The sequence below is a fragment of the Streptomyces globisporus C-1027 genome (assembly GCF_000261345.2).
Lineage (GTDB): Bacteria > Actinomycetota > Actinomycetes > Streptomycetales > Streptomycetaceae > Streptomyces > Streptomyces pakalii.
In genome coordinates this window covers 2,113,438-2,137,907 of record NZ_CP013738.1, presented here as the reverse complement: position 1 = coordinate 2,137,907, position 24,470 = coordinate 2,113,438, and the positions used below count along the sequence as shown (strand labels likewise).

The window sequence follows — 24,470 nt, the reverse complement described above, 5'->3', positions numbered from 1 at the left end:
CGGCGGGACGGATGGCAGTGCCGTGGTGCGAGGAGCCGTGACCACGTCGATCAGCAGGATTGGTCCAGACCGCCCAGACTGTCAAGTGCCCGGTACATATGGGGATATGGCGTGCCGTCCTGTGCCCGGTAGCCATGGAACCGATGCCTGGCGTTCGGTTATTTTGGTCTAGACAACAGGTGAGCGACAGGCCTAGTGTCCAAGGGCGTGGTCGGGTTCGTGACGACCTGTCAACCCGCTTTTCAGAAAGACGCGGTCCCATGAACACACCCAGCATCACCGCCCTGCCGGACATCGAGCTGAAGAGCCCCGGCGCCGGGCTGATCACGCTGGACCCGGTCCGCACCGCCCTGCTGCGGGGTCTGGACGACCTGCTGACCGGCCTGGCCGTACAGCTCTCCGCCCCCGAAGTGGTGGGGCCGCCCCTGCTCTCCGTCGACGGCCTTGCGCGGCTGGACTTCTTCCGGAACTTCCCCCATCTCGGCGTATCCGCAGGGAGGTTCGGCCCGGACGCGCTCGACGGTCTGGCCTCCGGCGGCTCGCCCCAGGATCTGCCGCTCCAGCCGACCGGCCATGTGCTGCCGTCCGCGACCTGCTACGGCCTGCTGCTCTCCCTGGAGGGCGAGGACGTCGGCGACGACGGGCTGCGGCTCTCGGCGGTCGGCCGCTGCTTCCGCAACGAGACCCACTACGACGGCCTGCGCCGCCTGTGGGGGTTCCACATGCGTGAGGTGATCTATCTCGGCACCAAGGACGGGGCGACCGAACACCAGGCACGGGGAGGGGAGTTCGTCCAGGAGGTGGCGAGGCGGCTCGGCCTGACCCTGACCCGGGCGGCGGCCGACGACCCGTTCTACGACAACGGGGGGTCGCGGGCCCGCCTGATGGCACTGGACCCGGTCAAGTACGAGTACAGCGCCCCCGACGGTACGGCCATCGCCTCCGTCAACCGGCACCGCAACTTCTTCGGCGAGCGGCTCTCCATCCGCGCCGGCTCCCACGGGCCCGCGTACAGCTCCTGCGTCGCCTTCGGCGTCGAGCGCTGGGTGCACGCGATGATCCTCGCCCACGGCACGGCCGAGCAGGCGCTGGAGCGGCTCCGGGCCGCCGTCACCGGTTCCTGACCTTCACCCCGTCCGCCGGCCGCCGGAACGGTTCGGTCACCAGAACAGCAAGAGGAGCGATTTCCCCCATGGACCAGGTCACAGCGTGGCTCCACGAGAAGAACCCCGGCCTCGACGGCCCGATCGGCGTGGACGAGGACCTCATCGAAGCCCGCCTCATCGACTCCATGGACTTCCTGGAGTTCGTCGATCTCCTGGAGGAGATCTCCGGCAGCAGCATCGATCTGCAGGAGGTCACCATCGACGACTTCCGCACCCTCGCCCGCGTCAAGGAACGCTTCCTCGACCCCGCCGGCCACGCGGAGGTCCCGGCCGGGTGAGCTCGGGCCCCGGTCGGGTGGGCGCGGCCGCCGTGGCGCTCGTCGCCACCACCGCCGAGGTGCTGGCCCACCCGGAGCTGGACGAGGACCTGCTCGCCCCGTGGGAGCGGCGCAGGCTCGTGGGCATCCGGGTGCCCGCCCGGCGCGACGACGTGGTGGCGGCCCGGCTGCTGCTGCGGCTGTGCGCCTCCCGGGTCACCGGGCTGCCGCCCCGGGATGTCACCCCGGCCCAGCGCTGCCCCGGGTGCGGGCGGGACGGGCACGGCCGGCCGTACCTTCCGGACCACCCCGGGCTCGGCGCCAGTCTCAGCCATGCCGACGGACTGGCCGCGGCGGTGGCCGGGCCGGGCCCGGTCGGTATCGATGTGGAGCCCCTGACGCGTCGGCCGGGGCCCGTCTCCGTACTGCGGAGGCTGCTGCCGCACGACGAGGTGGACGCCGCCTGCGCCGAGCCGGATCCCGGTCCGGCGCTGCTGCGGTTGTGGGTCCGGCGGGAGGCGTTGTTCAAGGCGGGGAGAGACGACGTCCGGCTGACCGTCTGGACGGACCGGCGCCGCGCGGCCGTGGTGGCCCTGGCGGGAGCGGACGGGGCCACCGGAGCCGACTGGGCGGACAGGGGCGCCGGTGCGGACGGAGCCGCCGGGGCCCTCCTGCCGTCGCTCAGTCTCCGTCAGGCTCCGCCGTCAGGTCGATGAGGCGGCAGACCGTCTCGATGTCGATCTTCACCTGGGCGATCGACGCCCGGCCCGACAGCCAGGTGATCAGCGCCGAGTGCCAGGTGTGCTCGATGACCCGGACCGCCGAGAGCTGCTCCGGCGTCGGATGCTCCAGGCCCATCGCGTCCAGGATGATCGCCGTGGTGAGCCGGGAGACGGTGTCCACCTCGGGGCTGACGCTGCGGTCGGCGAAGGTGAGGGCGCGGACCATGGCGTCCGCGAGGTGCGGTTCGCGTTGCAGGGCACGGAAAGCCCGCATCAGCGTCTCGGCCACCCGCTGGGCCGCGTCGTCACCGGCCGGCGGGCGCTTGCGGAGCGTGGTGTGCAGATGCTGGAGCTGGTCCTGCATGGTTGCGACCAGCAGGTGGATCTTGGACGGGAAGTAGCGGTAGAGCGTGCCCAGCGCGACCCCGGCGGCCTCGGCCACCTCCCGCATCTGCACCGCCTCGAACCCGCCCCGGCTGGCCAGCTGGGCGCTGGCGTGCAGGATGCGGCGGCGCCGGGCCTCCTGGCGCTCGGTCAGCGCAGGCGCTGCCGGTCTGGCGTCCGCGGTCATGCTGTCCCCGTTCCACGATCCACGATCCATGGCTTGATCCACCCGGACGGGCGAAGCGGGCGGTCCGGGCGCGGACAGCATGCCAGGGCGTCCGTCGTGGCGCGAATCACCTGATCCGGCCGTTCCGCCGCCGCTACCTGCCGGTAGATTCGATGCACGTCGAGCGATCAAGTATGAAACTTGTTCAGCTGAGTCTGAAACTTGTTCTAGATTAGCGCGACCGGTTACGCTCCGGCGAACAAGCAGTCAGAAGGGGGCCGAGGGTGACCGCTGAGGCCGTGGAGACAGGCCCCCGCACGGGCGACGGCAGCATCGCCGGGACCGGCGACCGGCCGTTGCGCATCGCACTCCTCACCTACAAGGGCAATCCGTTCTGCGGTGGCCAGGGCGTGTACGTCCGCCACCTCGGGCGCGAGCTGGCGCGCCTCGGCCACAGCGTCGAGGTGATCGGCGCCCAGCCCTACCCGGTGCTCGACGAGGGCGTCCCGCTGACCGAGCTGCCCAGCCTCGACCTCTACCGGCAGCCCGACCCCTTCCGCACCCCGAAGCGGGGCGAGTACCGCGACTGGATCGACCTCGCCGAGGTCGCCACCATGTGGACCGGCGGCTTCCCGGAACCGCTCACCTTCAGCCTGCGCGCCCGCCGCCATCTGCTTGCACGGCGCGGCGAGTTCGACGTCGTCCACGACAACCAGACCCTCGGTTACGGGCTCCTCGGCGACCTCGGGGCCCCGCTGGTGACGACGATCCACCACCCCATCACCGTGGACCGCAGGCTCGACCTGGCCGCCGCGACCAGCCGTCGCCGGCGTGCCTCCGTACGCCGCTGGTACGCCTTCACGCGGATGCAGAAGCGGGTCGCCCGCAAGCTGGACACCGTCCTCACCGTATCGGGCTCCTCCCGCGACGAGATCGTCGAGGACCTCGGCGTACGCAAGGACCGGATCAGCGTCGTCCACATCGGCGCCGACACCGACCTGTGGTCGCCCGACCCCTCCGTCCCCGAGGTCCCGGGCCGCATCGTCACCACCTCCAGCGCCGACGTCCCCCTCAAGGGCCTCGTCCACCTCGTCGACGCGCTCGCCAAGCTCCGCACCGAGAACCCCGCCGCCCACCTCGTCGTCGTCGGCAAGCGCGCCGAGGACGGGCCGGTTGCCCGCGCGATAGAACGGCACGGGCTCGCGGACGCCGTCGAGTTCGTCAAGGGCATCAGCGACGCCGAGCTGGTCGACCTGGTGCGCAGCGCCCAGGTCTCCTGCGTGCCCTCGCTGTACGAGGGTTTCTCGCTGCCCGCCGCCGAGGCCATGGCCACCGGCACCCCGCTCGTCGCCACCACCGGCGGGGCGATCCCCGAGGTCTCCGGCCGCGACGGGGAGACCTGCCTCGCGGTGGCGCCCGGCGACGCGGACGCGCTGGCCGGTGCGCTGGCCCGGCTGCTGGCAGACCCGGAGCTGCGCGCCCGGCTCGGCGCGGCGGGCCGCGAACGGGTGCTGGCCAACTTCACCTGGGCCCGGGCGGCCGCCGGAACGGCCGAGCTGTACCGTCAGGCGATCATCGCCCGCGGAGTCCGCAGGTGACCGCGGACTCCCGGGTGGCCGCGCGCCCCCGGGCGACCGCGGACCCGCTCGTCACCACCCGTACCTCCGACCTCGAAGGCAGGCCCTCGTGCTGACCGTCGACTTCACCCGCTTCCCGCTCGCCGCCGGCGACCGAGTGCTCGACCTGGGCTGCGGTGCCGGCCGGCATGCCTTCGAGTGTTACCGGCGCGGAGCGCAGGTCGTCGCCCTCGACCAGAACGCCGATGAGATCCGCGAGGTCGCCAAGTGGTTCGCCGCGATGAAGGAGGCCGGCGAGGCCCCCGAGGGCGCCACCGCCACCGCGATGGAGGGCGACGCCCTCAACCTGCCGTTCCCCGACGACTCCTTCGACGTCGTGATCATCTCCGAGGTCATGGAGCACATCCCGGACGACAAGGGCGTCCTCGCCGAGATGGTCCGGGTGCTCAAGCCGGGCGGCCGGATAGCGATCACCGTCCCGCGCTACGGCCCCGAGAAGATCTGCTGGACGCTCTCCGACGCGTACCACGAGGTCGAGGGCGGCCACATCCGCATCTACAAGGCCGACCAGCTCCTCGCCCGGATCCGCGAGGCCGGGCTCAAGCCGTACGGCACCCATCACGCGCACGCCCTGCACTCGCCGTACTGGTGGCTCAAGTGCGCCTTCGGCGTCGACAACGACAAGGCCCTGCCGGTGCGGGCGTACCACAAGCTGCTGGTCTGGGACATCATGAAGAAGCCGCTCGCGACCCGGATCGCCGAGCAGCTTCTCAACCCGGTCGTCGGCAAGAGCTTCGTCGCGTACGCCACCAAGCCGCACCTGCCGAAGGCCGAGGCGTGAGCACTCCCGAACAGACCGAACACCTCGTTCTGCCGGGTGTTCTGACGGTGTCTCAGGCCGCCGAGACGGTCGCCGCGATCGCCGCCGTACAGCGGGAGGACGGGGCGCTGCCCTGGTTCCGTGGGCACCACCTCGACCCGTGGGACCACACGGAGGCCGCGATGGCCCTGGACGCGGCCGGCGAGCACGAGGCGGCTGCCCGCGCCTACGAGTGGCTCGCCCGCAACCAGAACGCCGACGGCTCCTGGTACGCCGCCTACCACGACGGCGATCCGCAGCAGCCGACGGACCGGAGCCTGGAGAGCAACTTCTGCGCGTACGTGGCCGTCGGCGTCTGGCACCACTACCTCGCCACCGGCGACGACGCGTTCGTCGACCGGATGTGGCCCACGGTCTACGCGGCGGTCGAGTTCGTGCTCCGGCTCCAGCAGCCCGGCGGCCAGATCGGCTGGAAGCGGGAGCCCGACGGCACCCCGGTGAACGACGCGCTGCTGACCGGATCGTCCTCGATCCACCAGGCGCTGCGCTGTGCGCTGGCCATCGCCGAGCGCCGCGAGGAGCCGCAGCCCGACTGGGAGTTGGCGACCGGGGCGCTGGCGCACGCGATCCGCAACCACCCCGAGCGGTTCCTCGACAAGAACCGCTACTCGATGGACTGGTACTACCCGGTCCTCGGCGGCGCCGTCACCGGGGCCGAGGCCACCGCCCGCATCCAGGAGGGCTGGGGCCGCTTCGTCGTCCCCGGCCTCGGGGTGCGCTGCGTGCTGCCCAACCCCTGGGTGACCGGCGGCGAGAGCTGCGAACTCGCCCTGGCCCTCTGGGCGACGGGGGAGTCGGACCGGGCCCTGGAGATCCTCCAGTCGATCCAGCATCTGCGCGCCGAGGGCGGGCTGTACTGGACGGGGTACGTCTTCGAGGGCGACAAGGCCGTCTGGCCCGAGGAGTTGACCACCTGGACGGCGGGCTCCCTGCTGCTCGCGGTGGCCGCGCTCGGGGGGGACGAGGCGACCACCGCGGTCTTCGGGGGCGAGCGGCTGCCGGTCGGCCTGGAGCCGGACTGCTGCCGCTGAACACCGCCTGGGGCGGTGCCGGTTCAGCGACGGATCCGGCCCGCCACGGCATGCCCGATGAAGAGGTAGACCACGGCCGCGAGACCGTAGCCGGCGACGACGTTCGCCCACGTCTTGTCGAACGTGAACAGGTCGTACGACCAGCCGGCCAGCCAGCGGGCCGCGTCGTGCACCCACTGCACGAAGTCGTTGCCGCGGTTGGCGTCGAGCAAGTACATCAGGATCCACAGGATGATGATGAAGGCCAAGATGTCGGCCACGACGGCTATCACGCGTGCCGCTGAGCTGCTACCTGAACGGGTTCTGGGAGACATGGAACTCTGGTTGCCGCTTTACGCAGGGTGAAACCCGGACGGCCCACGCCGGGTGGCCGCCCCCTGAGGAACGGGTGAGTCTGGGCGGGAGTGTCGAGATTCGTCACTCTCGGTCAGGAGGCCCCGCCGTGCCCCGTTCCGTACCGCTTGGCCGCACCCTGGCCGCGCTGCTGCTGTCCTGCGCCCTGGTGGCGAGCGCCACCGCGTGCGGAGACTCCGACGACACCTCGGGCGGCAACGCCGCGAGCGCCTCGGCGGTTGCGAGCCCCTCCGTCTCCGTGTCCGCCACCGCCGAGAAGCAACGGCTCGCCAAGACCCGGTTCGTCGCCAACGCGGGCCTGGCGGCCGGGGCGACGTACCAGTGGATCGTGAAGCCGTACCGCGCCGGAACGTTCAAGAAGGGCGCGGAAGGGCGGAGGCTCGCCCTCGTCAAGGCGGGCCTGGCGGGCGGGTTCGCCTACAACCGGCTCAAGGCCGCGTCGGAGAACGCCAAGGGCGACCCGCTGCTGTCGAAGGCCGTCGCCCCGCTCACCGCCGGGATCGAATCGCTCAAGGGGCTGGGCGCCAAGCTCCGCAAGGGCGAGGCGGGGGAGGGCGACGTGGGAGCGTTCGAGAGCGTCATCGACAGCATCAAGAACGCGGGCAAGGACGCGGGCGCCGAGGTGAAGGACAAGGTTCCCTCCACCTCCCAGCTGACCGGCTAGCGGCACGCGGAGGTCAGGGCAGGTCCTCACCCGTGTCTTCGCAGTCCTTCTCCTCGCCGTCGGGGTTCAGCGGGTCCGCACCGGTCAGGGCGAGCACCAGATACGCGCCGTAGGGCGAGCCGTCCTGCTCGTCCTTCGCCTTCAGTGCTCCGCCGGCGCCGTCCTCGTCGGTCTCGAAGTCCGCCGGGTCCAGGCCGAGCCGGACGGCGAGCGCGTCCACGGCGGCGAGCAGCCGGCTCCGGGTGCTCCCGCCGCCCGTGGCCCGGTCCTCCGGGAGGGGGAGGACCACGAGGAGGTCGGCCAGGTAGCCCCGGCGCAGACCGTCCGGATGGGCCGCCTCGAACGCCGCCGAGACCGGCCGGAGCTCGGAGACCAGCGGCAGCCAGGCACGCATCGCCTCGTCGGCGGTGTGCACCTGCTCCAGATTGCAGGCGATGCGGCAGACGAGATCGTCGGAGGAGAAGCGCATCAGGGGGTCGCGTAGCCCTTCTTCGAGATGGCGGCGTCATTATTCCGTCGGTGAGCGGGGCGACGACCGGCGGATATCGGAATGATCATCCCAGGTGCCGCCGGTTAAGGTGCCGCATGACGTCTCTCTCCCACGACCGCTACTGCGACGAGATCCTGGCCCAGACCGACGCCCTGCGCGCGGTGCTGACCGGTGCCGATCTCGGCGTGACCGTCCCCAGCTGCCCCGACTGGACCCTCCGCGAGCTCGCGGTGCACGCCGGCGGCGCGCACCGCTGGGTCGGTGAGATCGTCCGGACCCGGGCTTCCGAGGAGTTCCCGGAGGACAAGGTGCCCGGCTTCGAGGGGCCGGACGGTGAGGACCCGGCCGCGCTGGACGCCTGGCTCGCCGAAGGCGCGGCCGCCACCGCGGCTGCGCTGCGGGAGGCGGGGCCGGACGCCGAGGTGTGGACGTGGGTGACCGAGCAGCGTACGGCCTTCTGGGCGCGCCGCATGACGCACGAGACGGCCGTGCACCGGGCGGACGCGGCGCTCGCCGCCCGCGCCCCGTACGAGGTCGACGCCGAGGTGGCCGCCGACACCATCGAGGAGTGGCTCGGCATCGTCGCCCTGGCCCAGGAGGAGGGCGACCCGGAGGCGGCGGACCTGCGGGGCGGCGGGCGGTCGTTGCATCTGCACGCCACCGATGTGCCCGGCGCGGAGTGGCTGATCGAGTTCGGCGAGGACCGCTTCACCTGGCGGCGCGCGCACGAGAAGGCCACGGTCGCGCTGCGCGGCACGCTCACCGATCTGATGCTCGTCTTCAACCGCCGCCTGGAGCCGACCAGTTCACGGGTCGAGGTGCTCGGCGACGCGGCGCTGCTGGACTTCTGGCTGGACCGGTCCTCGTTCGGCTGAGCGTCCTGTCGAGCCGTCCCGCCTAGGAGTTGAGCTCCGCCAGGACCCGCAGCGTGTGCGGGTCCGGGGCGGTGACCAGCAGATCCGTCACCGGGCCCGTGCGCCACAGCTCCAGCCGCTCCGCGATCCGGGCGCGCGGCCCGATCAGCGAGATCTCGTCGGCGAACGCGTCCGGCACCGCCCGCACCGCCTCCTCCTTGCGGCCCTGGAGGAACAGCTCCTGGATCCGCCGGGCCTCCTCCTCGAACCCCATGCGGGCCATCAGGTCGGCGTGGAAGTTGCGGACCGCGTGCCCCATCCCGCCGATGTAGAAGCCGAGCATCGCCTTCACCGGCCACAGCCCCTCGGCCACGTCGTCGCAGACGTGCGCGCGGGCCATCGGCGCGACCATGAACCCCTCCCGGAGCCCGGTGAGGGAGGTCTCGTAGACATCGGTGCGCAGCGGTGACCAGTACAGCGGCAGCCAGCCGTCCGCGATCTCCACCGTCTGCGCGATGTTCTTCGGGCCCTCCGCCCCCAGCAGGACCGGCAGCGAGGCGCGGAGCGGATGCGTGATCGGCTTCAGCGGCTTGCCGAGCCCGGTGGCGTCCGGACCGGCGTACGGGTGGGAGTGGAAGCGGCCCGCCAGCTCGACGGGCCCCTGCCGCGCCAGCACCTGCCGGATCACCTCGACATACTCCCGGGTCGCCGTCAGCGGGCTCTTCGGGAACGGCCGCCCGTACCACCCCTCCACCACCTGCGGCCCCGACAGGCCGAGGCCCAGCAGCATCCGGCCGCCGGAGAGATGGTCCAGGGTCAGCGCGTGCATGGCCGTCGCTGTGGGGGTGCGGGCCGCCATCTGCGCGATGCCGGTCCCCAGCCGGATCCGCGAGGTCTGGGCGGCGATCCAGGTCAGCGGTGTGAAGGCGTCCGAGCCCCAGGCCTCCGCCGTCCACACCGATGCGTAGCCGAGCCGCTCCGCCTCTTGGACCAGGGCGAGTTGGCCCGGGTCCGGGCCGCGGCCCCAGTAGCCGAGCGCGAGTCCGAGCCGCATACCGTTCCCTCCAGCCGTGACTGACGATGCGTCAGAAGCGTTGGGTGCGGGTTGGACTGTACGACAACGGCCCCCCGCCCGGAAGGGCGAGGGGCCGCGGGGTACGCGTCGGGGATCAGCCGCGCTGGATGCCCGTGGTGTCCTGGAGGACGCCACGGCGGCCGTCCTGCGTCTGCGCGATCAGGCTCTGGCCGCGCTGCTCCACCGCGAGGTACCAGGTGCCCGGCGCCAGCTCGGCGATCGGGTTCGGCGAACCGTCCTCGCCGTACAGCGGACGCGCCACCGGAACGGCGAACCAGAACGGGGCGAAGTCACCCGCCGGGGCCGCGCCGCCCTGCGCGGGCTGCTGCGCCTGGGCCTGGGCCTGCTGCGCCTGCGCCGGGTCGGCCTGGGCGGGCTGGCCCTGCTGGGGCGCGCCCGGGTAGCCGTAACCCTGGCTCGGCTGGGCGCCGTACGGCGCCTGCTGCTGGCCGCCCGGGAAGCCGTAGCCCTGGCCGGGCTGCGCACCGTACGGCTGCTGGCCGCCCTGCACGCCCTGCGCCGGGGCGGACGGGCTGAGGAGCGGGGACTTGAGGAAGGGCACCAGCGGTCCGGCGATCGCGGCACCGGCGAGCACGATGGTGGCGAGCAGGCCGAGGATCAGGCCGGCACCGGCGCTGCTGATGTCGAGGATCGTCCAGAAGGCGGTCCACAGGGCGAAGACGCTGAGCGCCGCACCGAACTGGCCGAGGTCCAGCCCGACGACCTTGCGGCCGGGCATCGCACGGCTGACGATCACCAGCGCCGCCGCGATGACGCCGGCGAGGTAGACGCTCATCAGGATGCCGAGCGAGTCCCAGGCGTTCGGGTTGTCGATCCGGGAGCAGTCGATGCCCTGCGGGCAGTAGCTGGAGTAGTCGAGGAAAGAGGCGATGAACAGCACGACCGCTGCTCCGATCACCACGCCGTCGCCTCGTGTGAGGGATCGGATATTCACGTGAAGGTCCTTAGTCGGTCGTCTCGTCGGGGCGGTCGTCGCTGCCGCCGGTGCGGCTCGAAGCTCGGGAGCGGCTCCCCATCGTACGGATGAATCTATCGTCTGCCCGGGCGGGTTGCTCCCGAGCCCGGATCATGAACGGTTATCCCCCCAATATCACCGCAGAACTACCCCTTCAGGTAGTCGGCAATGCCGTCGGCCAGTCCCTGGGCCGCCTTCTGCCGCCAACTCGCAGCGGTGAGCAGCGCGGCGTCCTTCGGATCACGCATATTGCCGCATTCGACGAACACTTTGGGCACGGTCGACAGATTCAGTCCACCGAGATCATCGCGGGTGTCCAGGCCGGTATTTCCGCCGATGTAATTGGAAGGCGCGCTTCCGGTTGTACGGGCGAAGTGCCCCGCGATCCTCGCGCCGAGATCGGCGGAACTCTTCACGATCTTCGAGGTGTCGGCCCCGCCGCCCTTGACCCCGGCGGGCAGGATCACATGGAAGCCCCGGTTGCCCACCGCGGATCCGTCGGCGTGCACCGAGACCACCGCGTCGGCCTTCGCCTCGTTCCCGATCCGGGCCCGCTCGTCGATGCACGGCCCGAACGGACGGTCCGCGTCGTGCGTCAGCCGGACCCGGGCGCCCTCGGTCTCCAGCAGTGCGCGCAGCCGGTGGGAGACGTCCAGGGTGAACCGGGCCTCCGCGTAACCGTCGTCGGTGGCCGTTCCGGTCGTATCGCATTCCTTGCGGCCGGTGCCGATGTCGACCTGTTTGTTGATCTCCCGGGTGTGATCGCGGTTACCGGGGTTGTGACCGGGGTCGATCACCACGGTCCGGCCGGTCAGCCGGCCCTTCGGCAGCGGCTGCTTCCCGGTCGGCGTCGGGGCCGCCGAAGTGGCGGCGTCAGCGCCCGGCCGGGGGGAGGCCGGCCCGGCCTCGCCGGTCTCCGGACCGCCGCCGCATCCGGCGGCGGTCAGACATACGGCGGCCAGCGCGGCGGCCACGGACAGGGGCCGGGCGCGGCGGGTGGGGGGAGGGCAGTCGTCGTACGGCACGCGGCGATGCTACCCATCGGGCCGTCCGGCGGCTCAGATCCCGGCGCCCGGACCGACCCGCGCCCGGGCCCAGTCCGGTCCCGGTGCCGTACGGCTCAGATCCCGGCGCCCGTGCGGCGCAGCACGCGCAGCGAGTCCGTCACCGACACCTCCGTGAACGCCCCGGAGGCCAGCGCCCGCCGGTAGATCCGGTACGGGGCCTGCCCGCCGTCGGCCGGGTCCGGGAACACATCGTGGATCACCAGCAGCCCGCCCTCCACGACATGCGGGGCCCAGCCGTCGTAGTCGGCGTTCGCGTGCTCGTCGGTGTGCCCGCCGTCGATGAAGACGAGCCCGAGCGGTCCGCTCCACACGGCGGCGACCTGCGGGGAACGCCCGACGAGTGCCACCACGTGGTCCTCCAGTCCGGCCCGGCGCAGGGTGCGGCGGAAGGTGGGGAGCGTGTCCATCAGCCCGACCTCCGGGTCCACCACGCTCGGGTCGTGGTACTCCCAGCCCGGCTGCTGCTCCTCGCTGCCCCGGTGGTGGTCCACGGTGAGCGCGGTCACCCCGGCACTCCGCGCCGCGTCCGCCAGCAGGATCGCGGAGCGCCCGCAGTACGTGCCCACCTCCAGCAGCGGCAGCCCGAGCGCACCGGCCCCGGTGGCGGCGGCGTACAGGGCGAGGCCCTCGTGGACCGGCATGAAGCCCTTGGCGGCCTCGAACGCGGCGAGGATCTCCGGCCCGGGTCCGGCGGCCGCAGCGGGTCCGGAGGCGGAAGCGGAAGCGGCGGCGGACTCGGCGGTCACGGGGTTCCTCCAGGAGGGGCGGGGCGGCTCACAGGCCGGTCGACGGCGACCCATCGTGCCGTACGTTCCGGCCGGCCGCCTCGGCGGGGGCCGTGGCGGCGACCGGGGCGACCGGCGCGGGGGAGGGAGCGGGGCCCGGTCCGGCGTCCGCGCTGCTCGCCAGGAGCACCGGGTGCGCGGAGGGCCGCTGCGCGGGCAGGAACGCCGCCAGCACCAGGCCGATCAGCACCGCGCCCGTGGCGATCAGGAACGAGATCCGGAATCCCTCCATGGACGGCACCTCGACGGAGCCCATGGTCACGGAGGTGTTGGCCAGCACCATGCCGATGACGGCGCTCGACACCGAGGTGCCGATGGACCGCATCAGGGTGTTGAGACCGTTGGCCGCGCCGGTCTCCGACGGGTCGACGGCGCCGATGATCAGGGCGGGCAGCGAGGAGTAGGCGAGACCGATGCCCGCGCCGAGCACCACCGCGATCAGCACGGTCTGCCAGGCGGCGGAGAGCAGGCCGAGCCCGGCCCCGTATCCGATCGCGATGACCAGCATGCCGAGCATCAGCGTGGCCTTGGGGCCCCGCCGGGCCGAGATCCGGGCGTACAGCGGGGCGACGAACATCATCGTCACGCCCAGCGGGGCCACGCAGAGTCCGGCGACCACCATGGACTGGCCGAGGCCGTAACCGGTCGACGTGGGCAGCTGCAGCAGTTGGGGCAGGACCAGGGAGACCGCGTAGAAGGCGACCCCGACCATGATCGAGGCGAGGTTGGTGAGCAGCACCTCGCGGCGGGCGGTGGTGCGCAGATCGACCAGCGGCGCCGGGGTGCGCAGTTCGAACAGGCCCCACAACAGCAGGGTGGCCACGGACGCGCCGAGCAGCCCGAGGGTCGGCGCCGAGGTCCAGCCCCAGTCGCTGCCCTTGGTGACCGGCAGGAGAAGGAGGACCAGGCCGAGCGAGAGCCCGAGGGCGCCGAGGAGGTCGAAGGAGCCGGGCGCGCGCAGCGCAGGTTCGGGGACGAGTGCGTACGTGAGCGCCATCGCGAGCAGGCCGAGCCCGGCCGACCCCAGGAACAGGGCGTGCCAGTCGGCGTGCTGGGCGACCAGCGCGGCGACGGGCAGCGCGAGCCCGCCGCCGACGCCGATGGACGAGCTCATCAGCGCCATCGCCGAGCCGAGCTTCTCGCGGGGCAGCTCGTCGCGCATGATGCCGATGCCGAGCGGGATGGCGCCCATGGCGAAGCCCTGGAGCGCGCGACCGGTGATCATCACGATCAGGTCGTCGGTGGAGGCGCAGATCAGCGAGCCGATCACCATCACGGCCAGCGAGGCGAGCAGCATCCGCCGCTTGCCGTGGAGATCGCCCAGGCGGCCCATGATCGGGGTCGAGACGGCGCCCGCGAGCAGGGTGGCGGTCATCACCCACGTGGCGTTGGCCGGGGCGGTGTCCAGCAGGACCGGCAGATCCTTGATGACCGGGACGAGCAGGGTCTGCATGACCGCGACGGTGATGCCCGCGAAGGCGAGGACGGGCACGATGCCGCCGGAACGCCGCGCTCTCGGCGGCTCGGGAAGCTCCTGTATGTGCCGTGTCTGTCGCGTCCGTCGCATGCGTGGGGCCTCCCGGGCAGCCTTCGGTCACCCGGGCTCCCCCCAAGTGTGTGCAGGGTGAACGCTTCCGGTCGGTGCTTCTATTCCGGCTGTTCTCTGTCTGGATCCTGCAGTCTTCTGACCTTCCGTCAGATTGAAACGTGTTCTACTCTTGCGCCGTTCCAGTGGCTGCGACCGGCGGAGACGCGCATGGGCAGGGGCACGGTCAGGGGCAAGGCGATCGGTACCGGCATCGGGATCACCGAGGAGCACCGCGCGCTGGCGCACTCCGTACGGGGGTGGCTGGCCCGCGCCGCACCCTCCGGTGAGGTGCGGGAACTCCTCGACGCGGGGAGCCCGGCCGCCCCCGGTGTGCGCCCCGCGCACTGGAAGGCGCTCGTCGCCCAGGGGCTCACCGGCGTCCATCTGCCCGAGGCGTACGGAGGTGGCGGCGGGGGCCTCCTCGACCTCGCCGTCGTCCTGGAGGAGGCCGCGTACGCCTCGCTCCCCGGCCCGTACCTCGCGACGACGCTCACCTCCGCCGTGCTGCACCAGGTGGTGGCCGCCGGGGCCGAGGAGCCAGCCGGGCACCGCTCCTCGGCCGGCGGGGCCGGGGCATCGGCGGCGCACCGCTCCTCGGCCGCCGGGGCCGAGGCGCTCATCGGGTCCGGGACCCCGGGCACGGCCGAGGCTCTGGCCGGGGCGCTGCGGGAGCTGGCTGAGGGGGAACGCACCGCCGCCCTCGCCCTCACCCCCGGCACCCTCGCCGCCACCCCCACCGCGACCGGCCACCGCCTCGACGGCACCGCCCCGCCCGTCCTGAGCGCCGACGCGGCCGACCTCCTCCTGCTGCCCGCCGCCACGCCCGACGGCGAGCGCTGGTTCCTCGTGGACGCCGGGACGGAGGGGCTCACCGTGCGCCCGCACCGCAGCGTCGACCCGACCCGGCCCACCGCCGAGGTGCGGGCCGACGCCGTCTCCGTACCGGCGGACCGGGCCGTGCCGATCGCCGACCCGGGGCTCGTCCGTGACCTGGCCGCCGTCCTCCTCGCCGCCGACGCCTGCGGCACCGCGGCCCGGAGCCTGGACACCGCCGTCGCGCACGCCGCCGTACGCGAACAGTTCGGGCGGCCCATCGGGGCGTTCCAGGCGGTCAAGCACCTCTGCGCCGACATGCTCGTCCGCCTCGAACAGGGCCGCGCCCTCACCTGGGACGCCGCCCGCGCCGTGGACGAGGCGGCCGAGGCCGAGGCAGCTGCGGATGAGGCGGCCGGCCCCCAGGCGCGCGGGCTCACCGCGGCCCTCGCCGCCGCCACCGCCCCGGAGGCCGCGTACACCTGCGCCAAGGACGCCATCCAGATCCTCGGCGGCATCGGCTTCACCTGGGAGCACGACGCCCACCTCCACCTGCGCCGGGCCGTCCTCGCCCGCCAGCTCCTCGGCCCCGCCGACGCCCACCGGCTGCGCGCCGCCCGCCTCGCCGAGGCCGGGGCCCGCCGCGAACTCACCCTGGAACTCCCCACCGAAGCCGACCGCCACCGTGCCGAGGCCCGCCCCCACCTCGCCGCCGCCCGGGGCCTCGCACCCCGCGAGGCCCGCCGCGCCCTCGCCCCCACCGGCTACGCCGCCCCGCACCTCCCCGCCCCCTACGGGCTGGGCGCCGGCCCCGTACAACAGCTAGCGATCCAGCAGGAGTTGCGCGAGCAGGGGATCCGGATCGGTGACCTCTCCATCGCCACCTGGGTGGTGCCGTCCCTGATCGCGTACGGGACGGAGGAACAACGCGAGCGCTATCTGCCGGCCACCCTGCGCGGCGACCTCCAGTGGTGCCAGCTCTTCTCCGAACCCGGCGCCGGGTCCGATCTCGCCGCGCTGCGCACCCGTGCCGTACGGACCGGCGAGGGCTGGCGGATCACCGGGCAGAAGGTCTGGACGAGCGCCGCCCGCACCGCCGACCACGGCATCCTGCTGGCCCGCACCGACCCGGACGCGCCCAAGCACCGCGGGCTCACCTACTTCCTGGTCGACATGAAGCAGGCCCGGGGCATCGACATCCGCCCGCTGAAGGAGATCACCGGCGAATCCCTCTTCAACGAGGTGTACTTCGACGATGTCCTGCTGCCCGCCGACGCCGTCGTCGGCGAGGTCGGCGGCGGCTGGCGGGTCGCCCGCAACACGCTCGGCAACGAACGCGTCCACATGGCCGACCAGATGACCTTCGACAGCGGTCTCGAAGCCCTGATCGCCCGCTCGCCCGGGCTCGACGAGGCCGTTCGCGCCCGGGTCGGGGCCCTCGCCGCCGAGGCCCACGCGCTCGCCTGCATCGGGCTGCGCACCACGCTCCAGCAGGTCTCCGGCAACGAACCGGGCTCCGGGGCCTCGGTCCGCAAGCTCGTCCAGACGCTCCACCAGCAGAAGGTCGCCGAACTCACCCTCGAACTCCTCGGCCCGCAGGGCGTGGTGGACGAGCCGGGGACCGGGGAGCGGGCCCTCCACGGCTTCCTGATGTCCCGCTGCCTGACCATCGCGGGCGGCACCACCCAGATCCAGCTCAACGTCGTCGCCGAGCGCATCCTCGGCCTGCCCCGGGACTGAACACCCCTTCCATCACGAGGAGTCGGAAGAGATGAAGGCCTACATCGTCGGCGTCGGCATGACGAAGTTCGAGAAGCCCGAGACCCGCGACCGGCAGTACTGGGACATGGTCCGCGAGGCGGGAACCGCCGCGCTGGCGGACGCGGGGGTCCGCTACGACCAGGTCGAACAAGCACCTGTCGGCTACTGCTTCCAGGCATCCACCGCCGGGCAACGTGCCGTCTACGAGCTGGGATTGACCGGCGTACCCGTCTACAACGTCAACAACAACTGCGCCACGGGCTCCACCGCCCTCATGCTGGCCCGGCAGTTCGTCGAGGGCGGCGGCAGCGACTGCGTCCTCGCCGTCGGCTTCGAGAAGATGGCGCGCGGATCACTGGGTGGCGGCGGCTCCGGCGCCGAGGACTTCGCGACCTCGCCCGTCGCCCGGCACTACGGCATCATGGCGGCCGGCCACGGCTTCGAGATGTCCCCGCCCACCGCCCAGATCTTCGGCAACGCGGCCCGCGAGCACATGGAGCGGTACGGGACGACGCCCGCGCAGCTCGCCGCGGTCGGGGCCAAGAACCACCGGCACTCGGTACCCAACCCGTACGCCCAGTTCCAGGACCCGTACACGGTGGAAGAGGTCCTCGCCGCCCGTACCGTCCACCGCCCCCTCACCAAACTCCAGTGCTCGCCCACCTCCGACGGCGCGGCGGCGGCCGTCGTGGTCTCCGAACGGTTCGTCGAGCGGCACGGTCTGGGGGAGCGGGCGGTGGAGATCGCCGCCCAGGCCATGACCACCGACACCGAGGCGTCGTTCGCCTCCGGCAGCTGCATCGACGCGGTCGGCGCGCCGATGTCGAAGGCCGCCGCCGAGCAGGTGTACGCCGCATCGGGCCTGGGCCCCGACGACCTCGACGTCATCGAGCTGCACGACTGCTTCTCCGTCAACGAACTCCTCACCTACGAGGCGCTGGGCCTGTGCGGCGAGGGCGAGTCCGGCAAGCTCGTCGAGTCCGGGGCCACCACTTACGGCGGCCGGTGGGTGGTGAACCCGTCCGGCGGGCTGATCTCCAAGGGCCACCCGCTGGGCGCCACCGGCATCGCCCAGGCCGCCGAGCTGACCTGGCACCTGCGCGGCGAGGCCGGAGCCCGCCAGGTCCCCGGCGCCCGGACCGCCCTCGCCCACAACATCGGGCTCGGCGGAGCGGCGGTGGTCACGCTGCTGCGGCGGTGCTGAGGCGCGGGAGGCGCCGAGCGGTGGCGACCGAGCAGGTGTAGGACCTTCGTCCCGGTCGCCGGGGACCGAGGGCCTCGATCCGATACCCGATGTACCGGCCACCCGACGCCTGCGACCATGGCCGTCATGCCCGATGTCTCCGCGCCCGCCGCCGCCCCGCCCGCCTCCTCCCGCATACGTCCCAGCACCTGGGCCGTCGTGCTCGCCGCCTGCACCGGCCAGTTCCTCGTCGTCCTCGACGTCTCCGTCGTCAATGTGGCGCTGCCCTCCATGCGGGCCGACCTGGGGCTGAGCGCGGCGGGGCTCCAGTGGGTCGTCAACGCCTACTCGATCGCGTTCGCCGGGTTCATGCTCCTGGGCGGGCGGGCCGCCGACATCTACGGGCGCAAGCTGATGTTCCTCGTCGGGCTCGGCCTCTTCACCGCCGCCTCCCTCGCGGGCGGTCTCGCCCAGGAGGGCTGGCAGCTCCTCGCCGCCCGTGCCGTACAGGGCCTCGGGGCCGCCGTCCTCGCGCCCGCCACCCTCACCATTCTCACCGCGGCCGTGCCCGAGGGGCCGGCCAGGACGAAGGCGATAGGCACCTGGATGGCCGTCGGGGCGGGCGGCGGCGCGGCCGGCGGGCTCATCGGCGGGGTCCTCACCGACGCCCTCTCCTGGCGCTGGGTCCTCCTGATCAACGTGCCCGTCGGCGCGCTCGTCCTGATCGCCGCCGCCCTCCGCATCACCGAGGGCCGCGCGGGCGACCGCCGCCGTATCGACCTGCTGGGCGCGGTCCTGGTCACCGCGGGCCTCGCCGCCGTCGCGTACGGCATCGTCCAGACCGAGGCCGAGGGCTGGACGGCCGCCGAGACCCTCGTGCCGCTGCTCTCCGGGCTCGCCCTGCTGGCCGCCTTCGTGCTGGTCGAGGCCCGGACCGCGGTCCCGCTGATCCCGTTGCGCGTCTTCTCCGTACGGGCCGTCTCCTCGGCCAACGTGTCGATGCTGCTCATGGGGTCGGCGACCTTCTCCATGTGGTACTTCATGACCGTGTACGCCCAGAACATCCTGGGCTACACGCCGTTGCAGGCGGGCCTCGCTCTGATCCCGACCTCGGCCGCCGTCGTCATCGGCTCCAAGCTGGCCCCCCGCCTCATGGTCCGCACCGGGGCGAAGAGCCTCGCCGTCGCCGGGGTCCTGATCACCGCCGCGGGTTTCGGCTGGCAGTCCACGATGGGCGTGGACGGCTCCTACCTCACCGCGATCTGCCTGCCCGGCGTCCTCATGATGGCCGGCGCCGGTCTCGCCTCCACCCCGCTCGCCACCCTCGCCACCTCCGGGGCGGAGCCGGGCGACGCCGGACTCGTCTCGGGCCTGGTCAACACCTCCCGCACCATGGGCGGCGCGCTGGGCCTCGCGGTGCTCTCCACCGTCGCCGCCGCGCGCACCGCGGGCTCCGGCGGCACGGCCGAGATCACCGCCGGATACGCCATGGCGTTCCGCACGGCGAGCGGCGTGCTGCTGGCCGGGGTGATCGTGATGCTGCTCTGGCTGCCGAACCACCGCGGGCCCCGGCGCCGCCCCGTACGCCACTGATCTGACGAGACGTCAGCAGGCTTCCCAACTTCCTTGGCCTGCGTTATACATGGGCCATCGGCTAGAACGCGTTCTAGAAGGGGCGTGCCCTGCCGGTCACCGCACGACCTCGGTGCGGCCGACGGTGCGGACGGCCGTGCCGAGGTCTTCCCACCGGCACGGACCACCGTCAAGGATCACCACCAAGGACTACCCCAGGACCATCAAGGAGCTGCTCCGTCATGCCCATTGATGTCTCAGCGGCCCTCGCCGCCGAACCCCGCCGGGCCGAGATCGGCTGGGACCACAAGGACGTCCAGCTCTACCACCTCGGTCTCGGCGCGGGCACCCCCGCCACCGACCCCGACGAACTGCGCTACACCCTGGAGTCCCGGCTCCAGGTGCTGCCCTGCTTCGCCACCGTCGCCGGCGCGGGCACCGCCGCCTTCGGGGGGATGGGCGCGCCCGGGATCGACGTGGACCTCGCCGCGGTCCTGCACGGCGGCCAGACCGTGCGCGTCCACCGCCCGATCCCGGTGACCGGCCGGGCCGTCCAGACCTCGAAGGTCGCTGCGGTGTACGACAAGGGCAAGGCCGCCGTCATCGTGCTGCGTACCGAGGCGAGCGACGACGACGGGCCGCTGTGGACCAACGACGCCGAGATCTTCGTACGGGGGGAGGGCGGGTTCGGCGGGGAGCGCGGGCCGTCCGACCGGCTCACCGTGCCCGAGCGGGCCCCCGACCGCACGGTCGAACGCGCCATCCGCGAGGACCAGGCGCTGCTCTACCGGCTCTCCGGCGACTGGAACCCGCTCCACGCCGACCCCGCCTTCGCCAAGCTGGCCGGGTTCGACCGGCCGATCCTGCACGGGCTGTGCACCTACGGCATGACCCTGAAGGCCGTCACCGACACCCTGCTGGAGGGTGACGTCTCCCGCATCACCGCCTACCGCACCCGTTTCGCCGGAGTGGTCTTCCCCGGCGAGACCCTCCGTATCCGGATGTGGACCGGGGACGGCCGCGTCCAGGTCACGGTCACCGCCGTCGAGCGCGACGACGCGCCGGTCCTCGCCGACACGCTCGTCGAACACTCCTGAACCCAGCAGCACTCATATCTGGCAGCCGAATCGAGGGAGTCCCACCCATGCGCGCAGCCGTACTGCACGAGATAGGCCAGGAGAAGCTCGAAGTCCTCGACGACGTCGAGGCGGTGGGCTTCGGCCCGGGGAAGGTCAAGCTCCGCATCCGCGCCACCGGCCTCTGCCACTCCGACGTCTCCGCGATGAGCGGCGTCCTCCCGCAGCCCGCCCCCTTCATCCCCGGCCACGAGGGCGCGGGCGAGGTCGTCGACGTCGGCGACGGGGTGACCGGGCTGAGCGCCGGCGACCGGGTCCTCGTCTGCTGGCTGCCCGCCTGCGGCGACTGTCCGTCCTGCAAGCGCGGCCAGACCCACCTGTGCCTGGCGGGCTTCATGAACGCCGGCACCCCCAACTTCAAGCGCCCCGGAGGCGACGTCTTCGGCTTCGCGGGCACCGGCACCTTCACCGAGGAGGTCGTCGTCGGCGCGGGCTGCGCGGTGCCGATCCCCGACGACGTACCGTTCGAGATCGCCGCCCTGATCGGCTGCGGGGTCACCACCGGCCTCGGCGCGGCCATCAACACGGCCCAGGTGGAAGCCGGTTCATCGGTCGCGGTGATCGGCTGCGGCGGCGTCGGCATCTCCACGATCCAGGGCGCCCGGGTCCAGGGCGCGGCCCAGATCGTCGCCGTCGACCCCGTCGCCTCCCGCCGCGAGGCCGCCCTCCGCTTCGGCGCCACCGAGGCCGTCGCCCCCGGCGAACTGGCCGACGCCAAGCAGCGCATCACCGGCGGCGAGGGCTTCGACTATGTCTTCGAGGTCGTCGGCAAGTCCGCCACCGCCCGCACCGCCTACGAGAACACCCGCCGCGGCGGCACCCTCTGCGTCGTCGGGGCCGGGGCCATGGACGACACCTTCCAGGTCAACATGTTCGAGCTGTTCTTCGACGAGAAGCGCATCCTGCCCTCCATGTACGGCGGCGGGGACGTCCTGCGCTCCTACGAGCGGGCCATCGCGCTCTGGCGGGCGGGCCGTATCGACCTGGAGTCGATGATCACCCACCGGGTCCGGCTGGACGGGATCAACGACGCCCTGGACCAGATGCGCACGGGCGAGGCGCTGCGTACCTGCATCGAGCTCTGAACCCCGCCCGCATCCAAGGAAGCCGAGGACCGTGATGTCACTTCCCCTCCCGCTGGACGGGCTGTCCGCGATCGTCACCGGCGCGGGCCGCGGTCTCGGCCGCGCCGAAGCCCTCGAACTGGCCCGCCTCGGCGCGGCCGTCGTCGTCAACGACTACGGACAGCCCGGCCGGGACGGCTCCGGAGAGGCGTCCGCCGCCCCCGCCGAGGAGGTCGCCGCCGAGATCCGCGCGGCCGGCGGGCAGGCGGTCGCCCACCTCGGCGACGTGTCCGACCACCAACAGGCCCGCGAACTCGTCGAGTCGGCGATCTCCGCCCACGGCCGGCTCGACATCCTGGTGAACAACGCGGGCATCCTGCGCGACCGGATGGTCTTCTCGATGACCGAGGAGGAATGGGACTCGGTGGTCCGCGTCCACCTCAAGGGCCACTTCAACACGACGCACTTCGCCGCCGCCCACTGGCGCGCCCGCTCCAAGGCCACCGGCGGGCCGGTCTACGGGCGGATCGTCAACACCTCGTCGGAGGCGTTCCTCGCGGGCTCGGCGGGGCAGCCCAACTACGCGGCGGCCAAGGGCGGCATCGTCGGGCTCACCACCTCCACCGCGCTCGCCCTCGCCAAGTACGGCGTCACCGCCAACGCCATCTGCCCGCGCGCCCGGACCCGGATGACCGAGGACGTCTTCGCGGGCTTCCAGGAACCGGCGGACGGCACCCTCGACCCGCTGGCGCCCGAGCATGTCTCCCCGCTCGTCGGCTATCTCGCCTCACCGGCGGCGGCCGGGGTCAACGGTCAACTGCTGGTCGTCCACGGGGGGATGGTCGCCGTCGTCGAACGGCCGAGGGTGGCGGCCCGGTTCGACGCGGCGAAGGAGACGTTCACCTTCGCGGAGCTCGACGAACTGCTCACCCCGTACTACGCGGACCGGCCGCCGAACGAGACGTTCGCCGCCGCCGAAGTGCTGGGGCTGAAGCGGCGGTAGCCGCATTCCATGTGCGCGGCCGTACCCCGGTACGCAGGGGAGGGTCGGTGTACGCACGGGAGGGCCGGTGTACGCAAGAGAGGGCCGGGACCGGCGGTCGTCCGCCGGTCCCGGCCCTCCTCCGTGCGCTGCCCGGCGGGTCAGGCCGCCGTGGATTCCGCTTCGGCGGGCCGGCGGTGTCGGCCGTGCGGCTGCACCGACGTGTTCTCCGCCGACGCACCCCCGCGGTGCTTTCCGGAACCACCGGTTCCAGTACCCTCGTCCGCCCCCGTCGGGCGCTGCTGGGTCGTGTCGGTCCGTGCTTCGGACATGTGGGAAGTCACCCCGTTGTGATCGCTTGCTTGTGTCGCGCCTACGTGTGTCGCAAGCCCCGCCACCGTCGTCCGACCCGGTCACCGTCGGTACCCGCCCGGAACGGTCGCGTAGCCCAGGCCCCGAATTCAATCAGGTCGAGCGGCTCCGTGCAGAGGTGCCTGCCCCAACGGAACGGGCTTACACACAACCGGAGCGGCATCGGCGGCGGACGGTTCCCCTCCACCTTCCCCGCGACCCGTACGGCCGGTCGCGGAGGAGGGTTCCACGTCCTCGGGGGCGTCCAGCAGCGCCACGCCGCAGGGCGTCGCCCCGTTCGCGTACGGCAGGCGCAGCACGCCGTCCCGGCTCCAGTACCCGGCGCCGGGCACCCAGCCCAACGGGGCCGCGAACTGGTGCAGTTGCCGGCCCGCCGGACGCCAGACGCCCACCCAGCTGCCCGGCGCACCGTCGATCCGCAGCGCCACCGCGCAGCTCTCCGGCGTCAGCATCTGGCCCGGCTGCACCGCGAACGGCGTCACCGCCACGTCCGCGAGGCGCAGGCACTCGGGGAACCTCACGGGCAGGCAGCTCCCCAGCACGCCCCAGCCGAGCCGGTCGTGGCCCGGGGCGTCGGAGCGGAGCAGCAGCAGCCCGCTGTCCGGGTCCGCGAGCAGCAGCCGGTCGTCGCTCCCCGGCGCGATCTGGAGCAGCGGCGTCACCTCACCCTGCCGCCCGAGGTCGACGGCGACCGCCTTGACCGGCCCGCCGCCCGGCTCCTGCCGGTCCAGCGCCAGCATCCGGCCCGCCCGGTCCAGCCACACCCCGCCCGAGCAGCGCCCGGGAATCCGCGCGACCTCCTCGGGCCCGAACGCGCCGCCCGCCACCAGCCACACCGACGCGTGGTCCTCGCCGGCCGCCAGGGCGTACACGCACCGGCCGTCCGGCGACGGCGGCAGCAGGGTCATCTCCGCGCATCCGACCGCGCCCAGCAGGAGTTCGCCGGTCCCGGGCCCGGTCGGGTAGAGCAGCGAGAACATCTGCCGGTCCGCCACCCTCCGCCGGATCAGCACCCGCCCGTCGGCGAGCGGGGCCACCTCGGAGTCCGGCTCCTCGGGCTGGTCGAGGGGGAGGGGCACCGCGTACGGCTCGGGCCCGTCCAGCGTCCACCGCTCGGGATACCAGGCGCGCTCGCCCGGCGGCCCGGGAGCGGCGGTGAGGCGGGCGGCATAGGCGCCGTCCGCGGTGAGCGTGAAACCGCCGGGGGGCGGTGGGGCGCCGGCGTCCGACCGTGCGGCGGCCCCCGTGGGCGACGCTTCCGCTTCTTCGGCTTCCCCGGCTTCCCCGTTCTCCTCGTCGGCTTGTCCGGCCGCGGTGGATTCGGGCAGCAGGCCGGAGCCGTCCGCCCCGGCGAGCTCTCCGGGCTCTTCCGGTTCGGGTTCCGCTTCCGGGTCCGCCGTCGCGGCGGCCCCGGCGGATCCACCCTCGATGGCACAGGCAGTCATGGACTCGTCACCTCCGGCTACGAAAGCTAGTTTTCGCACTTCCAGCCGAACAACACGAGCCTCCGCACTTCACACATAAGGGTGGCGATGCCCGGATTCTCCTGAG

23 protein-coding genes are annotated in these 24,470 nt (G+C 72.8%); 14 read left to right on the top strand and 9 right to left on the bottom strand.

Features of this window, described 5'->3' with window-relative positions; genetic code table 11:
- The first annotated feature begins 260 nt into the window (after nucleotides 1-260).
- The 3 genes from WQO_RS09400 (at nucleotide 261) to WQO_RS09390 (ending at nucleotide 2,139) form a co-directional block, all read left to right on the top strand.
- Nucleotides 261-1,124, top strand: a complete 864-nt coding sequence (locus WQO_RS09400; RefSeq protein WP_010057570.1) for a class-II aminoacyl-tRNA synthetase family protein — start codon at nucleotides 261-263, stop codon at nucleotides 1,122-1,124.
- A 68-nt stretch (nucleotides 1,125-1,192) separates the two neighbouring features.
- Nucleotides 1,193-1,444: a hypothetical protein gene (locus WQO_RS09395; protein WP_010057572.1), complete on the top strand. Its 252-nt coding sequence runs from the start codon at nucleotides 1,193-1,195 to the stop codon at nucleotides 1,442-1,444.
- The gene (locus tag WQO_RS09390) at nucleotides 1,441-2,139 is read left to right on the top strand and encodes a 4'-phosphopantetheinyl transferase family protein (protein WP_010057573.1); all 699 of its coding nucleotides are present in this window, start codon (nucleotides 1,441-1,443) and stop codon (nucleotides 2,137-2,139) included. Before WQO_RS09395 ends, WQO_RS09390 begins: the two co-directional genes overlap by 4 nt.
- On the opposite strand, the gene WQO_RS09385 is transcribed toward WQO_RS09390, so the two are convergent.
- Entirely contained in the window at nucleotides 2,105-2,716 is a 612-nt protein-coding gene (locus tag WQO_RS09385; RefSeq protein ID WP_010057574.1) for a TetR family transcriptional regulator, read from the bottom strand. The genes WQO_RS09390 and WQO_RS09385 overlap by 35 nt on opposite strands.
- Before the next feature lie 263 nt (nucleotides 2,717-2,979).
- Here WQO_RS09385 and WQO_RS09380 point away from each other — a divergent pair, with 263 nt between their 5' ends.
- From WQO_RS09380 to WQO_RS09370, 3 genes are all read left to right on the top strand, one after another.
- Nucleotides 2,980-4,293 (top strand): glycosyltransferase family 4 protein, encoded by a 1,314-nt coding sequence (locus WQO_RS09380; RefSeq protein ID WP_010057575.1) that lies wholly within the window; start codon nucleotides 2,980-2,982, stop codon nucleotides 4,291-4,293.
- 88 nt (nucleotides 4,294-4,381) lie between these two features.
- Nucleotides 4,382-5,113: a class I SAM-dependent methyltransferase gene (locus tag WQO_RS09375; RefSeq protein WP_010057576.1), complete on the top strand. Its 732-nt coding sequence runs from the start codon at nucleotides 4,382-4,384 to the stop codon at nucleotides 5,111-5,113.
- Nucleotides 5,110-6,183 carry a prenyltransferase/squalene oxidase repeat-containing protein gene (locus WQO_RS09370; RefSeq protein ID WP_058953931.1) on the top strand — a complete coding sequence of 358 codons (1,074 nt, stop codon included), beginning with the start codon at nucleotides 5,110-5,112 and terminating at the stop codon, nucleotides 6,181-6,183. Before WQO_RS09375 ends, WQO_RS09370 begins: the two co-directional genes overlap by 4 nt.
- 23 nt (nucleotides 6,184-6,206) lie before the next feature.
- Here the strand turns inward: WQO_RS09370 and WQO_RS09365 are convergent, their stop codons facing one another.
- Nucleotides 6,207-6,497 (bottom strand): hypothetical protein, encoded by a 291-nt coding sequence (locus tag WQO_RS09365; protein ID WP_010057578.1) that lies wholly within the window; start codon nucleotides 6,495-6,497, stop codon nucleotides 6,207-6,209.
- Between the two features lie 128 nt (nucleotides 6,498-6,625).
- On the opposite strand from WQO_RS09365, the gene WQO_RS09360 reads away from it, so the two are divergent.
- Nucleotides 6,626-7,201 (top strand): hypothetical protein, encoded by a 576-nt coding sequence (locus WQO_RS09360; protein ID WP_010057579.1) that lies wholly within the window; start codon nucleotides 6,626-6,628, stop codon nucleotides 7,199-7,201.
- Between the two features lie 13 nt (nucleotides 7,202-7,214).
- On the opposite strand, the gene WQO_RS09355 is transcribed toward WQO_RS09360, so the two are convergent.
- The gene (locus WQO_RS09355; protein ID WP_010057581.1) at nucleotides 7,215-7,670 is read right to left on the bottom strand and encodes a hypothetical protein; all 456 of its coding nucleotides are present in this window, start codon (nucleotides 7,668-7,670) and stop codon (nucleotides 7,215-7,217) included.
- Between the two features lie 116 nt (nucleotides 7,671-7,786).
- Here WQO_RS09355 and WQO_RS09350 point away from each other — a divergent pair, with 116 nt between their 5' ends.
- Nucleotides 7,787-8,566 carry a maleylpyruvate isomerase family mycothiol-dependent enzyme gene (locus WQO_RS09350; RefSeq protein WP_010057582.1) on the top strand — a complete coding sequence of 260 codons (780 nt, stop codon included), beginning with the start codon at nucleotides 7,787-7,789 and terminating at the stop codon, nucleotides 8,564-8,566.
- A 22-nt stretch (nucleotides 8,567-8,588) separates the two neighbouring features.
- Here WQO_RS09350 and WQO_RS09345 read toward each other — a convergent pair whose 3' ends face one another.
- The 5 genes from WQO_RS09345 to WQO_RS09325 form a co-directional block, all read right to left on the bottom strand.
- The gene (locus tag WQO_RS09345; protein ID WP_010057583.1) at nucleotides 8,589-9,599 is read right to left on the bottom strand and encodes an LLM class F420-dependent oxidoreductase; all 1,011 of its coding nucleotides are present in this window, start codon (nucleotides 9,597-9,599) and stop codon (nucleotides 8,589-8,591) included.
- 115 nt (nucleotides 9,600-9,714) lie between these two features.
- Nucleotides 9,715-10,575, bottom strand: a complete 861-nt coding sequence (locus WQO_RS09340; protein ID WP_058953930.1) for a DUF5336 domain-containing protein — start codon at nucleotides 10,573-10,575, stop codon at nucleotides 9,715-9,717.
- A 167-nt stretch (nucleotides 10,576-10,742) separates the two neighbouring features.
- Nucleotides 10,743-11,621 carry an N-acetylmuramoyl-L-alanine amidase gene (locus WQO_RS09335; protein WP_010057586.1) on the bottom strand — a complete coding sequence of 293 codons (879 nt, stop codon included), beginning with the start codon at nucleotides 11,619-11,621 and terminating at the stop codon, nucleotides 10,743-10,745.
- Between the two features lie 95 nt (nucleotides 11,622-11,716).
- Nucleotides 11,717-12,304, bottom strand: coding sequence for a class I SAM-dependent methyltransferase (locus WQO_RS09330; protein WP_237274208.1), 588 nt, complete (start codon nucleotides 12,302-12,304; stop codon nucleotides 11,717-11,719).
- 133 nt (nucleotides 12,305-12,437) lie between these two features.
- A complete protein-coding gene (locus WQO_RS09325) occupies nucleotides 12,438-14,015 on the bottom strand; it encodes an MFS transporter (RefSeq protein ID WP_029182003.1) in 1,578 nt (525 codons plus the stop codon).
- A gap of 189 nt (nucleotides 14,016-14,204) precedes the next feature.
- Between WQO_RS09325 and WQO_RS09320 the strand changes: the two genes are divergently transcribed.
- The 6 genes from WQO_RS09320 to WQO_RS09295 all read left to right on the top strand — a co-directional run bounded on the left by WQO_RS09320 (nucleotide 14,205) and on the right by WQO_RS09295 (nucleotide 22,568).
- A complete protein-coding gene (locus WQO_RS09320) occupies nucleotides 14,205-16,589 on the top strand; it encodes an acyl-CoA dehydrogenase (RefSeq protein ID WP_010057591.1) in 2,385 nt (794 codons plus the stop codon).
- 31 nt (nucleotides 16,590-16,620) lie between these two features.
- A complete protein-coding gene (locus WQO_RS09315) occupies nucleotides 16,621-17,814 on the top strand; it encodes a lipid-transfer protein (RefSeq protein WP_010057592.1) in 1,194 nt (397 codons plus the stop codon).
- Between the two features lie 117 nt (nucleotides 17,815-17,931).
- Complete coding sequence (locus tag WQO_RS09310) at nucleotides 17,932-19,386, top strand: MFS transporter (protein WP_010057593.1); 1,455 nt, start codon at nucleotides 17,932-17,934, stop codon at nucleotides 19,384-19,386.
- Nucleotides 19,387-19,607: 221 nt separating this feature from the next.
- Nucleotides 19,608-20,462, top strand: coding sequence for a MaoC/PaaZ C-terminal domain-containing protein (locus tag WQO_RS09305; RefSeq protein ID WP_010057594.1), 855 nt, complete (start codon nucleotides 19,608-19,610; stop codon nucleotides 20,460-20,462).
- Nucleotides 20,463-20,509: 47 nt separating this feature from the next.
- Nucleotides 20,510-21,586 (top strand): Zn-dependent alcohol dehydrogenase, encoded by a 1,077-nt coding sequence (locus tag WQO_RS09300; RefSeq protein ID WP_010057595.1) that lies wholly within the window; start codon nucleotides 20,510-20,512, stop codon nucleotides 21,584-21,586.
- A 34-nt stretch (nucleotides 21,587-21,620) separates the two neighbouring features.
- Nucleotides 21,621-22,568, top strand: coding sequence for a 3-oxoacyl-ACP reductase (locus WQO_RS09295; protein ID WP_010057596.1), 948 nt, complete (start codon nucleotides 21,621-21,623; stop codon nucleotides 22,566-22,568).
- Between the two features lie 440 nt (nucleotides 22,569-23,008).
- Here the strand turns inward: WQO_RS09295 and WQO_RS09290 are convergent, their stop codons facing one another.
- Nucleotides 23,009-24,364 carry a hypothetical protein gene (locus tag WQO_RS09290; protein WP_010057597.1) on the bottom strand — a complete coding sequence of 452 codons (1,356 nt, stop codon included), beginning with the start codon at nucleotides 24,362-24,364 and terminating at the stop codon, nucleotides 23,009-23,011.
- Between the last annotated feature and the right edge of the window lie 106 nt (nucleotides 24,365-24,470).

What these genes read in the sequence shown, in the direction of transcription:
- WQO_RS09400 (WP_010057570.1), top strand. Translation starts at nt 261, where the DNA reads ATGAACACACCCAGCATCACCGCCCTGCCGGACATCGAGCTGAAGAGC.
- WQO_RS09395 (WP_010057572.1), top strand. Translation starts at nt 1,193, where the DNA reads ATGGACCAGGTCACAGCGTGGCTCCACGAGAAGAACCCCGGCCTCGAC.
- WQO_RS09385 (WP_010057574.1), bottom strand. Translation starts at nt 2,716, where the DNA reads ATGACCGCGGACGCCAGACCGGCAGCGCCTGCGCTGACCGAGCGCCAG.
- WQO_RS09365 (WP_010057578.1), bottom strand. Translation starts at nt 6,497, where the DNA reads ATGTCTCCCAGAACCCGTTCAGGTAGCAGCTCAGCGGCACGCGTGATA.
- WQO_RS09355 (WP_010057581.1), bottom strand. Translation starts at nt 7,670, where the DNA reads ATGCGCTTCTCCTCCGACGATCTCGTCTGCCGCATCGCCTGCAATCTG.
- WQO_RS09350 (WP_010057582.1), top strand. Translation starts at nt 7,787, where the DNA reads ATGACGTCTCTCTCCCACGACCGCTACTGCGACGAGATCCTGGCCCAG.
- WQO_RS09345 (WP_010057583.1), bottom strand. Translation starts at nt 9,599, where the DNA reads ATGCGGCTCGGACTCGCGCTCGGCTACTGGGGCCGCGGCCCGGACCCG.
- WQO_RS09330 (WP_237274208.1), bottom strand. Translation starts at nt 12,304, where the DNA reads ATGCCGGTCCACGAGGGCCTCGCCCTGTACGCCGCCGCCACCGGGGCC.
- WQO_RS09325 (WP_029182003.1), bottom strand. Translation starts at nt 14,015, where the DNA reads ATGCGACGGACGCGACAGACACGGCACATACAGGAGCTTCCCGAGCCG.
- WQO_RS09320 (WP_010057591.1), top strand. Translation starts at nt 14,205, where the DNA reads ATGGGCAGGGGCACGGTCAGGGGCAAGGCGATCGGTACCGGCATCGGG.
- WQO_RS09315 (WP_010057592.1), top strand. Translation starts at nt 16,621, where the DNA reads ATGAAGGCCTACATCGTCGGCGTCGGCATGACGAAGTTCGAGAAGCCC.
- WQO_RS09310 (WP_010057593.1), top strand. Translation starts at nt 17,932, where the DNA reads ATGGCCGTCATGCCCGATGTCTCCGCGCCCGCCGCCGCCCCGCCCGCC.
- WQO_RS09305 (WP_010057594.1), top strand. Translation starts at nt 19,608, where the DNA reads ATGCCCATTGATGTCTCAGCGGCCCTCGCCGCCGAACCCCGCCGGGCC.
- WQO_RS09300 (WP_010057595.1), top strand. Translation starts at nt 20,510, where the DNA reads ATGCGCGCAGCCGTACTGCACGAGATAGGCCAGGAGAAGCTCGAAGTC.
- WQO_RS09295 (WP_010057596.1), top strand. Translation starts at nt 21,621, where the DNA reads ATGTCACTTCCCCTCCCGCTGGACGGGCTGTCCGCGATCGTCACCGGC.
- WQO_RS09290 (WP_010057597.1), bottom strand. Translation starts at nt 24,364, where the DNA reads ATGACTGCCTGTGCCATCGAGGGTGGATCCGCCGGGGCCGCCGCGACG.